Source organism: Hydrogenophaga sp. (genome assembly GCF_051858985.1).
Taxonomy (GTDB): domain Bacteria; phylum Pseudomonadota; class Gammaproteobacteria; order Burkholderiales; family Burkholderiaceae_C; genus Hydrogenophaga.
In genome coordinates, this window is record NZ_JBHYGM010000002.1 from 1,105,324 (window position 1) to 1,118,436 (window position 13,113).

Below are 13,113 nucleotides of genomic sequence, written 5' to 3' on the forward strand. Positions count from 1 at the left end.
AATACATCACATGACAGCCGACGCCATCGTTTTCCAGAGTCCATGCAACCTGTCGGTGCGTTCGCTGGAGCTTCGCAGCCTGGCAGAAGGCGATGTCGAAGTGGAAGTTTCGTACAGCGGCATCAGCACCGGCACCGAGCGGCTGCTGTGGGACGGCAGCATGCCCCCCTTCCCCGGCATGGGCTACCCGCTGGTCCCCGGATATGAAACGGTGGGCCGCGTGGTTCGAACCCAGGGCGACTGCGGCCTGGCCGTCGGCGACCACGTGTTCGTGCCCGGCTCCTACAGCTTCGAAGGCGTGCACAACCTTTTCGGCGGCGCCGGTTCGCGCCTGGTGGTCCAGGCCAGCCGCGCCGTGCGGCTTGACGCAGCGCCCACCGCCGACATGGTGCTGCTGGCCCTGGCCGCCACCGCGTACCACACGGTGAGCTACGGCGGCACTCGCGCCCCCGACACCCCGCCCGACCTGATCGTGGGCCACGGCGTGATGGGCCGCCTGCTCGCGCGCCTCACGGTGGCCGCAGGCGCCGCCGCTCCGGTGGTGTGGGAAACGCAGGCGCAGCGCCGCGAAGGTGCCGAAGGCTACAGCGTGGTGCACCCCGATGAAGACGACCGCAAGAACTACCGCGCCATCTACGACGTGAGCGGCGACGCCGAGATCCTGCACCGCGTGATCCCCCGCCTGGACAAGGGCGGCGAGGTGGTGCTGGCCGGCTTCTACAAGCAGAACATTTCCTTTGCGTACGCGCCGGCCTTCATGCGCGAAGCACAGATCCGCGTGGCCGCCGAATGGAAGCGCGCCGACCTGCTCGCCGTCACCGAGCTGGTGCAGACCGGCCGCCTCTCGCTGGACGGCCTGCTCACCCACACCGAAACGCCGGCGCACGCCAGCGCGGCTTATGCGACCGCCTTCGGCGACCCGCAATGTTTGAAGATGGTCCTGGACTGGAGACACTGATGAATTCACTGCCTGTCAACGTGCAACCGGCACGCTTCATGGAAACACTGCGACAGGAAGCCGCCATCGAGCCCGAACCGGTGCACACCGGTGAGGTGAAGAAGGAAACGCAGATCATCGCGATCTACGGTAAGGGCGGCATCGGCAAGAGCTTCACGCTGGCGAACCTCTCCTACATGATGGCCCAGCAGGGCAAGAAGGTGCTGCTGATCGGCTGCGATCCGAAGAGCGACACCACCAGTCTGCTGTTCGGTGGCCGGGCCTGCCCCACCATCATCGAGACCTCGTCAAAGAAGAAGCTGGCCGGCGAAGCGGTGCAGATCGGCGACGTGTGCTTCAAGCGCGACGGCGTCTACGCCATGGAGCTCGGCGGCCCTGAAGTGGGTCGCGGCTGCGGCGGGCGAGGCATCATCCACGGCTTCGAGCTGCTGGAGAAGCTGGGCTTTCACGACTGGGGCTTCGACTACGTGCTGCTCGACTTCCTGGGCGACGTGGTCTGCGGCGGCTTCGGCCTGCCGATTGCGCGCGACATGTGCCAGAAGGTCATCGTCGTCGCCTCCAACGACCTGCAGTCGCTCTACGTGGCCAACAACGTCTGCAGCGCCGTGGAGTACTTCCGCAAGCTCGGCGGCAACGTCGGCGTGGCCGGCATGGTGATCAACCGCGACGACGGCACCGGCGAGGCGATGGCCTTTGCCGAGCAGGTCGGCATCCCGGTGCTCTCGGTGATACCGGCCGACGACGACATCCGCCGCAAGAGCGCGAGCTACGAAATCATCGGCCGCCCGGAATCCGTGTGGGGCCCCCTGTTTGCCGAGCTGGCCGAGAACGTGGGGACCTCCACGCCCATGCGGCCAAAACCCATGTCTCAAGACGGCCTGCTCGGCCTTTTCTCCGCCGCTTCGGTGGGACGCGATGTGGTGCTGGAGCCTGCCACGCAGTTCGACATGTGCGGCAAGAAAGAGACCATCCGTCCCACGCTCGAAGTGGTCTACGACGAAGTCTGAGCACCATGAGCCAGCCCGTCATTCCCATCGTTCCGCTGAAGGCCACCACCGCCATCGAGGGCGATGGCATGGGCTGCCACGCCGGTGGCGACACCCTGCTCGCCGCCGCGAAGTCGGCCGGCAAGAACGAGGTGCTGGCGCAGTACGCCAAGGACTATCCGAAGCGCGAGAACAGCGGCCCGCACGACCAGCCGCAGAGCATGTGCCCGGCCTTTGGCTCGCTGCGCGTGGGCCTGCGCATGCGCCGCACCGCCACCATCCTCAGCGGCTCGGCCTGCTGCGTGTACGGCCTCACCTTCACCAGCCACTTCTACGGTGCGCGCCGCAGCGTGGGCTACGTGCCGTTCAACAGCGAATCGCTGGTCACCGGCAAGTTGTTCGAAGACATCCGCGACGCGGTGCACGCCCAGGCCGATCCGGCCAGGCTCGACGCCATCGTCATCATCAACCTGTGCGTGCCCACGGCCAGCGGCGTGCCGCTGCAGATCCTGCCCAAGGCCATCAATGGCGTGCGCATCATCGGCATCGACGTGCCGGGCTTCGGCGTGCCGACCCATGCCGAAGCCAAGGACGTGCTGACCGGCGCCATGTTGCGCTACGCACGCGACGAGATCATGGCCGGCCCGGTGGCGGCACCGCGCCAGGGTCGCCAGGCGCTGCCCACGCTGACCCTGCTGGGCGAGATGTTCCCCGCCGACCCCATGGGCATCGCCCAGATGATCGCGCCCATGGGCATCGCGGTCGGCACCGTGGCCCCCACGCGCGAATGGCGCGAGCTGTACGCAGCGCTTGACGGCGCCGCGGTCGCTGCCATCCACCCGTTCTACACCGCCAGCATCCGCGAGTTCGAAGCCGCCGGCCGGCCGATCGTCGGTTCCGCACCGGTCGGTGTGGACGGCACGCACGACTGGCTCGGCGCCGTGGGCCAGGCGATGGGCATCTCGCCAGCGCTGGTCGATGCCGCGCGCAACCAGTCGCTGGGCGCCATTCGCGGCGTGCTGTCGCAACAGAAGATCAAGGGCCGCATCACGCTGAGCGGCTACGAAGGCTCCGAGCTGCTGGTGGGCCGCCTGCTGGTGGAATGCGGTGCCGACCTGCGCTACGTGGGCTCGGCCTGCCCGGCCACGCCGTGGAATGCCCACGACGCCGAGTGGCTCAAGTCCAAAGGTGTGCAGGTGCAGTTCCGCGCCTCGCTGGAAAACGACCTCGACGCGCTGCACGAATACCAGCCGCAGCTGGCCATTGGCACCACCCCGGTGGTGCAGGCGGCCAAGGAAGCCTGCGTGCCTTCGCTCTACTTCACCAACCTCATCTCTGCCCGCCCGCTCATGGGTGTGGCCGGTGCGGGCTCGCTCATCCAGGTGGTGAATGCGGCCATGGGCAACCAGGCCCGTTTCGACGACATGAAGGCCTTCTTCAGCGGCGTGGGCCAGGGCGACGAAGCCGGTGTGTGGGAAGAAGTGCCACGCCCGTTCCCGGATTTCCGCAAGGAGAACCGGCGCCAGAACGAGAAGCAGGCGAAGAAAAGAAAAGCCGAGGAAAACGTATGACCCCCGCGCCGACCTTCGGTCGTCACCCCCTACAGGGGGCCACGCCAGCGGCCTGGCAAAGCCAGTTCCGCGGCGCGTGCTGGAAGGAGATGCAGAAGTGCTAGTTCTCGACCACGATCGCGCAGGAGGCTACTGGGGGGCGGTGTACGTCTTCACCGCCATCAAGGGCCTGCAGGTGGTGATCGATGGTCCCGTGGGTTGCGAGAACTTGCCGGTGACTTCGGTGCTGCACTACACCGACGCGCTGCCGCCGCACGAACTGCCCATCGTGGTGACGGGTCTGGCCGAAGAACAGCTTGGCCGCGAAGGCACCGAAGGTTCCATGAAGCGCGCCCACGCGGTGCTCGACCCCGAGCTGCCGGCCGTGGTGGTCACCGGGTCGATTGCCGAGATGATCGGTGGCGGCGTGACGCCCGAAGGCACCAACCTCATGCGCTTCCTGCCGCGCACCATCGACGAAGATCAGTGGCAGTGCGCCAACCGCGCCATGTTCTGGCTCTGGAGCGAATACGGCATGAAGAAGGTGCCAGAGCGCAAGCCCTTCAGCGAACGCCCGGCCGGCGAGAAGCCGCGCGTCAACATCATCGGCCCCTGCTACGGCACCTTCAACAGCGCCAGCGACCTCGCCGAGATCCGCCGCCTGGTGCAAGGCATCGGCGCCGAGATCAACCTGGTGTTCCCGCTGGGCAGCCACCTCTCGGAGGTCTCGCGCCTGGTCGAGGCCGACGTGAACATCTGCATGTACCGCGAGTTCGGCCGCATGTTGTGCGAGGCGCTCGAGCGCCCCTACCTGCAGGCGCCCATCGGCCTGCACAGCACCACCAAGTTCCTGCGCAAGCTCGGTGAACTTCTAGGGCTGGACCCTGAGCCCTTCATCCAGCGCGAGAAGCACACCACCATCAAACCGGTGTGGGACCTCTGGCGCTCGGTCACACAGGACTTCTTCGCCACCGCGAGCTTTGCCGTGGTGGCCAACGAGACCTACACGCGCGGCCTGCAGCACTTCCTGGAAACGGAAATGGGGCTGCCCTGCCGCTTCGCCGTGCCGCGCATCGCCGGCGCCAAGACCGACAACGCCGCCGTGCGCGAACTGGTGCGAACCAAAACACCGCTGATCCTCTTCGGCAGCTTCAACGAACGCATGTACCTGGCCGAAGCCGGCGCCAGCGGCCCGATGCGCGCAGCCTTCATTCCGGCCTCGTTCCCCGGCGCCATCATCCGCCGCCACACCGGCACCCCGTTCATGGGCTACAGCGGCGCCACCTACCTCATCCAGGAGGTGTGCAACGCGCTGTTCGATGCGCTGTTCCACATCCTTCCACTGGGCACCGACATGGACAAGGTCGACCCCACGCTCGCACGCGGCGAAGTGGCGGGTCTCTCCACACCCTGGAACGACCAGGCCCAGGCCCGGCTGCACGCACTGGTGTCCAACCAGCCGGTGCTGGTGCAGATCTCGGCGGCCAAGCGCCTGCGCGACGAAGCGGAACGCCGCGCTCGCGAAAGTGGCGACGCGGCCGTGACCGAGAGCCACGTGAACACCGCCGGGCAAGAACTCGGCCTGGGAGAGACAGCATGAGCAGCTCCCCCATGAACCACCCCATTCGATTCGCGCCGACAGGCCGGGTCTCCCCCACGTTGTGGCATTCCGCCACGGCTGCCCAGGTTGCGCGGGTCGGGCGCATCGCAGGCCGAGAGGCCTTATCAAGAAGGAGCATCGCATGTCAACACGGACATCCATATCCGGCCTGACGGACGAAGAGGCTCAGGAGTTCCACCAGTACTACATCCAGGGGTTCATCGGGTTCACGGCCATCGCCGTGGTCGCCCACCTCCTGGTCTGGTTCTGGCGGCCCTGGCTTTAAGTCCGACCCCTTGTCATGAAAGGAAGACTGCCATGAACGATATGTCTTATGAGGCTCATAAGCCATCCAGCCGAGGCGACAAGTTGTCGTTCGTGCTGATCTTTGCTCCCTGCTTCGTGCTGTTGTTGTCGCTTGCATTGCTCGGCCAGCTGGTCGGCCTGCATTGGCAACTCTGGCTGCCAGGCGCGGAGCACAAGGCCAGCATCTTCTCGGGCGTCCATGCCGCCGTCTACACCCTCATGTCTCACATCATTTAAAGGAATTCACATCATGTGGAGAATTTGGCGATTGTTCGACCCGGTCAGGGTCATGGTGGTGCAAGGCGTTTTTCTGTTCGCCGTGGCCGTGATGATTCACCTCATCCTGCTCAGCACCAACAAGTTCAACTGGCTCGACGGCCCCAAGGCCGCACCAGCAAAAACCGCGTTGACGGTTCCGGCCACTGTGCCGACCGCCACGCTGTCAGTGAAGTCCTGAACTTCACCCCAGGTGTGCAGATGCTGTTCCTTGCATGGGCCAGCGCAGCATCTGCTCCCCCCATTTCCCGACAGTAGAAAAAGCATTTCATCCACCTGAGACAGGAGGGCCGATCCATGGCCATGCTCAATTTTGAAAAGAAGTACCGGGTCCGGGGCGGGACACTGGTCGGCGGCGACCTGTTCGACTTCTGGGTGGGTCCGTTCTACGTCGGATTCTTCGGTGTCACCACCATCTTCTTCGCCTTCCTCGGCACCGCCATGATCCTGTGGGGTGCCTCGCAAGGGCCGACCTGGAACCTCTGGCAGATCAGCATCGCGCCCCCCGACCTCTCCTACGGCCTGCGCTTCGCGCCGCTGATGGAAGGCGGCCTGTGGCAGCTCATCACCGTGTGTGCGATCGGTTCGTTCGTCTCCTGGATGCTGCGCGAAGTGGAGATCTGCCGAAAACTCGGCATGGGCTACCACGTGCCCGCGGCCTTCGGCGTGGCCATCCTGGCCTACGTCACGCTGGTCGTGATCCGGCCCGTGCTGCTGGGCGCCTGGGGACACGGCTTTCCCTACGGCATCTTCAGCCACCTCGACTGGGTGTCCAACGTGGGCTACCAGTACCTGCACTTCCACTACAACCCCGCGCACATGATCGCGGTGAGTTTCTTCTTCGCCACCACTTTCGCGCTCTCGCTGCACGGCTCGCTGATCCTCTCGGCCACCAACCCGAAGGCAGGCGAAACGGTGAAGACACCCGAACACGAAGACACCTTCTTCCGCGACACCATCGGCTACTCGATCGGCACCCTGGGCATCCACCGCCTGGGCCTGTTCCTGGCGCTGGCCGCCGTGCTGTTCAGTGCCCTGTGCATCGTGATCAGCGGACCGTTCTGGAGCCGTGGCTGGCCCGAATGGTGGGGCTGGTGGCTGAACATGCCCATCTGGAGCTGAGGAGAACACCATGTCGCAATACCAGAACCTCTTCACCACCGTCCAGGCCGTCGGCCCGCTGCACCACGGCGTGCCCCTTCCCCACGGCGACAGCCCGCGCACCGGCAAGGTCCCCGCTTCCTGGCACTGGCTCGGCCGGCTGGGCAACGCGCAGATCGGCCCGATCTACCTGGGCGGGCTTGGCCTGGCCTCGCTGATCTTCGGCATCCTGTCGATCAACATCATGGGCCTGAACATGCTGGCCTCGGTCAACTACGACCCGGTGCAGTTCATGCGGCAGCTCTTCTGGCTGGCGCTGGAGCCACCCGGACCGCAGCACGGCCTGGGCCTGGCGCCGCTCAACCAGGGTGGCTGGTGGCAGATCGCCGGCCTGTTCCTCACCATCTCCGTGTTGCTGTGGTGGGCGCGCACCTACCGCCGGGCGCGGGTGCTCGGCATGGGCACGCACGTGGCCTGGGCGTTTGCCGCCGCCATCTGGCTCATGCTGGTGCTCGGCGTGATCCGCCCGGTGCTCATGGGTTCGTGGAGCGAGGCCGTGCCCTTCGGCATCTTCCCCCACCTGGACTGGACGGCCGCCTTCTCGCTGCGCTACGGCAACCTGTTCTACAACCCGTTCCACGCGCTCTCCATCGCGTTCCTGTACGGCGCCACGCTGCTGTTCGCCATGCACGGGGCCACCATCCTCGCCGTGAGCCGCTTCGGTGGTGAACGCGAGATCGAGCAGATCGTGGACCGTGGCACGGCCAGCGAACGCGCCGCGCTGTTCTGGCGCTGGACCATGGGGTTCAACGCCACCATGGAATCCATCCACCGCTGGGCCTGGTGGTTCGCCGTGCTGTGCCCGCTGGTGGGCGGCATCGGCATCCTGCTCACGGGCACGGTGGTCGACAACTGGTACCTCTGGGCCATCAAGCATGGCGTGGCACCGCCCTACCCCGACGTGTTCCCCGCCGTGATGGATCCGGCGCTCACCCCAGGAGCCAAGTGATGAACCACACCACCTCAACCACACGCCCCTGGCTGCGCCTGATCGCGCTCGGTTCGCTCGTGCTGCTGGCCGCCTGCGAGCGCCCGCCCATGGAAACGACGCAGCAGGGCTACCGCGGCACCGGCATGGTCCAGATCGTCAACCCGCGCCTGCAGGGCGACGTGGCGGCGGCCAACCAGATTCCGGTGTCGATCCCGCCGGCCAGCCCCGACGGCCCCAAGGCCGGGCAGGTCTACCAGAACGTGAAGGTGCTCGGCGACCTGAGCGTGGGCGAGTTCACGCGGCTCATGGTCAACATGACGGCCTGGGTGTCGCCCGAACAGGGCTGCAACTACTGCCACAACCCGGCCAACCTGGCCGACGACGGCATCTACACCAAGGTGGTGGCGCGCCGCATGATTCAGATGACGCAGCACATCAACACGGACTGGAAAGCCCACGTGGCCGAAACCGGCGTGACCTGCTACACCTGCCACCGCGGCCTGCCTGTGCCGAAAAACGTGTGGTTCACCGCCGATGCGCAACCGTACGGCTCGAACTTCATGGGCGACAAGGCGGGGCAGAACTCCCCCACCGTGGACGTCAAGCTCGGGTCGCTGCCTTACGACCCGCTCAGTGGCTACCTGGCCGGCACACCGCAGGCCATTCGCGTGGGCGGCACCACCGCCCTGCCCACGGGGCCGGGCGCGAGCATCCAGCAGACCGAGAAGACCTACGCGCTCATGACGCACATGTCGAGCGCGCTGGGACAGAACTGCACCTTCTGCCACAACACGCAGAACTTCAACAAGTGGGAAGGCACACCGCCGCAGCGCGTGACCGCGTGGCATGGCATCCAGATGACGCGTGACCTGAACCTGGCCTACATGGAGCCGCTGGCCACCGTGTTCCCGGCCAACCGCAAGGGCGAGCTGGGCGATGTGGCCAAGGCCAACTGCGCCACCTGCCACCAGGGCGTGAACAAGCCGCTGGCTGGCGTGCCCATGCTCAAGGATCACCCCGAGCTGGCGGCTTTCCGGCCGTACACGGCGCCCGCGCCGGTAGCGGCACCGGCACCCGCCACGGCGCCGGGCCCGTCGCAGTAAGGAACCCTTCAATCCGCGGCCTGCCGGCGAACACCATGCAAGTGATCCTGGCCCAGCCGCGCGGCTTCTGTGCCGGGGTTACGCGCGCGATCGACATCGTCGACCGCGCGCTCGCCATTCATGGCGCGCCGGTGCACGTGTTCCACGAGATCGTTCACAACCAGTGGGTGGTGGACGACCTGCGCACGCGCGGCGCGGTGTTCGTGGACGCACTCGACGACGTGCCCGCCAACGCCGTGGTGGTGTTCAGCGCCCACGGCGTTTCGCGGCAGGTGGTGGCGCACGCAAAGGCCCGCGGCCTGCACGCCATCGACGCCACCTGCCCGCTGGTGAGCAAGGTGCACCAGCAGGCGCAGCGCTTTGTGCGCCAGGGCCGCACGCTGCTGATGATCGGCCACGCGGGGCACGAGGAAGTGGTGGGGACCGTGGGCCAGGTGGATGCGCCGGTGCACCTGGTGAGCCACACGGCCGACGTGGACACCCTGGACCTGCCCGGCGACGCACCCGTGGCCTACGTGACCCAGACCACGCTGAGCCTGGACGACACGCGCGAGATCATCGCCGCGCTGCACGCGCGTTTTCCCGGCATCGTCGGGCCCGAGGTGGATGGCATCTGCTACGCCACGCAGAACCGGCAGGTGGCGGTGCGCGCACTGGCCGCGCGGGTCGACCTGGTGCTGGTGGTCGGCGCGCGCAACAGCTCCAACTCGAACCGCCTGCGCGAAGTGGCCGAGCGTTCGGGCGTGCCGGCCCGCCTGGTGCAGGACGAGCACGAGATCGACCCCGCCTGGCTGCGCGGTGCGCCGCGCGTGGGCGTCACGTCGGGCGCCTCCACGCCCGAACTGCTGGTGCAGCGCGTGGTGGCCGCGCTGGCTGCGCTGCACCCCGATCCCCTCACGCCGGTGGTGCAACTGCCGGGCGTGCGCGAAGAAGTGAGCTTCCGGCTGCCCGCCGAGTTGGCCTTGCCATGACAGACACCCCACCCGACGTCATCACGCTCTCGGGCGTGGTGGTGGTGGTGCTGGTCAACTACCTTCGCGAACACCAGGCCTGGGGCTGGATGCGCATGGTGCAGGGACCGTCTGCATTGAAAGACACACCCGGCCTGTGCTTTGCCAAGGTGATGGGCAGCGGGCACGGCGGTGGCTTCGGGCTGCGCCCGAGCGCCAGCCACCAGGGCCTGATTGCCATGTTCGCCCATGCCGAGCAGGCCCACGCGTTCCTCAACGGGGCGCACGTGAAAGCCATGCACCAGCGCGCCGGCGATTTCTGGAGCGGCATGCTGGAGGTGCTGTCGGCACGCGGCCAGTGGGACGGCCAGGCCTGGGGCGCCACGCCCGGCACGCAGCTGGGCACCTGGGTGCGCGCGGCGAACGACGAGGAATCGCCGCGCCCGCTGGCCGCCCTCACGCGCGCCAGCATCCGCCCCGCCAAGGCCATGGCCTTCTGGCGCAACGCACCGGCCGCGCAGAACGCGCTGCACACCGCGCCCGGTTGCACCCTGGCCATGGGCCTAGGGGAAGCGCCGCTGGTGCGCCAGTGCACCTTCAGCCTCTGGAAGGACACGCCGTCCATGCTGGCCTATGCGCACCAGGGTGCGCACCAGCAGGCCATCGAAGCGGCCTACCGGCATGGCTACTTTTCCGAATCGCTCTTCGTGCGCATGCGCCTGCTGGCGCACCACGGCCACTGGCCCGCACCCATGGCGCCGCCCGAGGTGGCCGAGGATCCACCGCCTCCCGACCGCACGGAGCAGCGCGTGCATGGCTGAACACCAGGCCATCGTGGTGGGCGCCGGCATCGGCGGGCTGGTGAGCGCCTTGCGCCTGGCCCACCAGGGGCTGGACGTCACCGTGGTGGAAGCCGCCGATGGCCCGGGCGGCAAGCTGCGCCAACTGGTGGTGGACGGCGCGCCCATCGACAGCGGCCCCACCGTGTTCACGCTGCGCTGGGTGTTCGACGAACTGCTGGCTTCGGTGGGCACCAGCCTCGAAGCCGAGCTGCGCATCCGCCAGCTGCCGGTACTGGCCAGGCACTGGTGGGAAGACGGCGGCACGCTGGACCTGTCTGCCGACCCGGCGCGCTCGGTGGACGCCGTGGCGAACTTCGCCGGCTCCGCAGAGGCTCGTCGCTTCCAGGGCTTCTGTGCGCAGGCACAAGCGCTCTACCGCACGCTGGAGCGCCCCTACATGCGCGCCGCTGCGCCCAGCATGACAGGCCTTTCCATGGGGTTGGGCCTGCGGGGCATGGGCGTGCTGGCATCGATTGGCCCGCTCAACAGCCTGTGGCGCAGCCTGGGCCGCCACTTCACCGACCCGCGCCTGCGCCAGCTGTTTGCGCGCTACGCCACCTACACCGGCTCGTCGCCGTGGCAGGCACCGGCCACGTTGATGCTGATCGCGCAGGTGGAGCTGGACGGCGTGTGGAGCATCGACGGCGGCATGCACGCCCTGGCGCGCTGCCTGGAGCGGCTGGCGCGCGAGCGCGGTGCCACCTTCCGCTACCGCAGCGCCTGCGCACGCATCGATGTGCACGCCGGCTGTGTGCGCGGCGTGACGCTGGCCAGCGGCGAAACGCTGCAAGCCGGCAGCGTCATCTTCAACGGCGACGCCGCCGCGCTGCGCCAGGGCCTGCTGGGCGATGGCGCGCGCCGCGCCGTGCCACGCCGCGCGCCACCGCGCTCGCTCTCGGCCATCACCTGGTCCATCCACGCGCCCACGCGAGGCCTGGCACTGGACCGGCACAACGTGTTCTTCCGCGCCGACTACGCCAGCGAGTTCACCGACATCTTCCAGCGCGGCCGCCTGCCGCAATCGCCCACGGTGTACGTGTGCGCTCAGGACCGGGGCGCGGGCGAGCCGGTGCGCGTGGGCAGCGAACGCCTGCTCTGCCTGGTGAACGCACCCGCTGCCGGCGACACCCCCCACTCGCAGGAGCTCACCCCGGAGGCCATCGAACAATGCGAAACCACCAGCTTTTCCCTGCTGCGCCGCTGTGGCCTGGACATCACCGCCTCGAATCCGCAGCGGCAGGCCATCCGCACCACACCGGCGGATTTCCATCGGCTGTTCCCGGCCACGGGGGGAGCGCTGTACGGCCAGGCCACCCACGGCTGGACGGCGGCTTTCTCGCGACCTGGCGCCAGCACGCCGGTGGCGGGACTTTTCCTGGCGGGGGGGAGCGTGCACCCGGGTCCGGGGGTTCCCATGGCGGCCCTCTCGGGCCTGCGGGCGGCCGAGGCGCTGATGGCGAGCCCCGCTTTGACCAGGTGGTGCCCTCCGGTGGCTACCTCTGGTGGTACATCGACGCCCTGAGCGACGACGGCCAGCACGGCCTGTCCATCATCGCCTTCGTGGGCAGCGTGTTCTCGCCCTACTACGCGTGGGCGCGAAGGCGCGGCAACCCCACCAACCCCGATCACTTCTGCGCACTCAACGTCGCGCTCTACAGCCGCCAGGCAAGGCGCTGGAGCATGACCGAGCGCGGCGCCGCCCACAACCACCGCGACCGCACCCGCTTCGTCATCGGCCCCAGCCAGCTCCACTGGAACGGCCAGTCGCTCTGCATCGAGATCGACGAAGTCGGCGTGCCCCTGCCTCGCCGCATTCGCGGCACGGTGACGCTGCACCCGCAACAGCTCTTCAACTTCAGCACCCCGCTGGACGCTGCCGGCCGCCACCGCTGGGGGCCGCTGGCGCCCCGCTCGCGCGTGGAGGTGGACCTGCGCCACCCCGCGCAGCGCTGGCGCGGTCACGCCTACCTGGACAGCAACGAAGGCGACGAACCCATCGAACGCGGCTTCACCGAATGGGACTGGTCACGCAGCGCCATGAAAGACGGCAGCACCGCCGTGCTCTACGACGTGGAACCCGGCCGCGCCAACGGCCGCCTGCTCGCCCTGCGTTTCGGCCGCCACGGCAGCGTGACACCGTTCGAAGCCCCACCGCGCCACGAACTCCCGCGCACCGCCTGGCGACTGGCGCGGCGCATGTGCAGCGAGGCGCCTGTGCAGGTGATCCAGCAACTGGAAGACACGCCGTTCTACCAACGGTCCATGCTGTCCAGCCGGCTGATGGGCGAGACGGTGACGAGCTTTCACGAGACGCTGCACGTGCCCAGGCTGGTGTCGCCGGTGGTGCAGGCGATGCTGCCTTGGAGGATGCCGAGGCGGGGGTAGGCGTGTGCTGACACAGGTGTGGGCAGCGTCTGACATGCATTGAGCCGTTTTCATGGCAACGTTAG

At 67.7% G+C, this 13,113-nt stretch carries 14 protein-coding genes; all 14 read left to right on the top strand.

All coding sequences use genetic code 11. From position 1 onward, the window contains the following. Positions 1-10: 10 nt before the first annotated feature. The 14 genes from bchC to ACTIEY_RS11650 all read left to right on the top strand — a co-directional run bounded on the left by bchC (position 11) and on the right by ACTIEY_RS11650 (position 13,048). On the top strand, positions 11-958 hold the full coding sequence (gene bchC / locus ACTIEY_RS11585; protein ID WP_439519251.1) for a chlorophyll synthesis pathway protein BchC: 948 nt from the start codon (positions 11-13) through the stop codon (positions 956-958). Further along, a complete protein-coding gene (locus tag ACTIEY_RS11590; RefSeq protein WP_439519252.1) occupies positions 958-1,965 on the top strand; it encodes a chlorophyllide a reductase iron protein subunit X in 1,008 nt (335 codons plus the stop codon). Before bchC ends, ACTIEY_RS11590 begins: the two co-directional genes overlap by 1 nt. 5 nt (positions 1,966-1,970) lie before the next feature. After that, positions 1,971-3,515, top strand: coding sequence for a chlorophyllide a reductase subunit Y (gene bchY / locus ACTIEY_RS11595; RefSeq protein ID WP_439519253.1), 1,545 nt, complete (start codon positions 1,971-1,973; stop codon positions 3,513-3,515). A gap of 97 nt (positions 3,516-3,612) precedes the next feature. Beyond that, complete coding sequence (bchZ, locus tag ACTIEY_RS11600; protein ID WP_439519254.1) at positions 3,613-5,094, top strand: chlorophyllide a reductase subunit Z; 1,482 nt, start codon at positions 3,613-3,615, stop codon at positions 5,092-5,094. A 142-nt stretch (positions 5,095-5,236) separates the two neighbouring features. Further along, positions 5,237-5,380, top strand: coding sequence for a light-harvesting antenna LH1, beta subunit (gene pufB, locus ACTIEY_RS11605; RefSeq protein WP_439519255.1), 144 nt, complete (start codon positions 5,237-5,239; stop codon positions 5,378-5,380). Positions 5,381-5,412: 32 nt separating this feature from the next. Continuing rightward, positions 5,413-5,637 (top strand): hypothetical protein, encoded by a 225-nt coding sequence (locus ACTIEY_RS11610; protein ID WP_439519256.1) that lies wholly within the window; start codon positions 5,413-5,415, stop codon positions 5,635-5,637. A gap of 13 nt (positions 5,638-5,650) precedes the next feature. Further along, positions 5,651-5,857, top strand: coding sequence for a light-harvesting antenna LH1, alpha subunit (pufA, locus tag ACTIEY_RS11615; protein WP_439519257.1), 207 nt, complete (start codon positions 5,651-5,653; stop codon positions 5,855-5,857). 116 nt (positions 5,858-5,973) lie between these two features. Next, on the top strand, positions 5,974-6,798 hold the full coding sequence (gene pufL / locus ACTIEY_RS11620) for a photosynthetic reaction center subunit L (RefSeq protein WP_439519258.1): 825 nt from the start codon (positions 5,974-5,976) through the stop codon (positions 6,796-6,798). Positions 6,799-6,808: 10 nt separating this feature from the next. Beyond that, entirely contained in the window at positions 6,809-7,786 is a 978-nt protein-coding gene (pufM, locus tag ACTIEY_RS11625) for a photosynthetic reaction center subunit M (RefSeq protein ID WP_439519259.1), read from the top strand. Further along, complete coding sequence (pufC, locus tag ACTIEY_RS11630; protein WP_439519260.1) at positions 7,786-8,871, top strand: photosynthetic reaction center cytochrome PufC; 1,086 nt, start codon at positions 7,786-7,788, stop codon at positions 8,869-8,871. Before pufM ends, pufC begins: the two co-directional genes overlap by 1 nt. Positions 8,872-8,906: 35 nt before the next feature. Further along, complete coding sequence (gene ispH, locus ACTIEY_RS11635) at positions 8,907-9,842, top strand: 4-hydroxy-3-methylbut-2-enyl diphosphate reductase (RefSeq protein WP_439519261.1); 936 nt, start codon at positions 8,907-8,909, stop codon at positions 9,840-9,842. Further along, positions 9,839-10,642: a hypothetical protein gene (locus ACTIEY_RS11640; RefSeq protein WP_439519262.1), complete on the top strand. Its 804-nt coding sequence runs from the start codon at positions 9,839-9,841 to the stop codon at positions 10,640-10,642. The genes ispH and ACTIEY_RS11640 overlap by 4 nt, the downstream gene beginning before the upstream one ends. After that, positions 10,635-12,185: a 1-hydroxycarotenoid 3,4-desaturase CrtD gene (gene crtD / locus ACTIEY_RS11645; protein WP_439519263.1), complete on the top strand. Its 1,551-nt coding sequence runs from the start codon at positions 10,635-10,637 to the stop codon at positions 12,183-12,185. The genes ACTIEY_RS11640 and crtD overlap by 8 nt, the downstream gene beginning before the upstream one ends. Continuing rightward, positions 12,143-13,048 carry a carotenoid 1,2-hydratase gene (locus ACTIEY_RS11650; RefSeq protein WP_439519264.1) on the top strand — a complete coding sequence of 302 codons (906 nt, stop codon included), beginning with the start codon at positions 12,143-12,145 and terminating at the stop codon, positions 13,046-13,048. Before crtD ends, ACTIEY_RS11650 begins: the two co-directional genes overlap by 43 nt. Positions 13,049-13,113 lie beyond the last annotated feature (65 nt).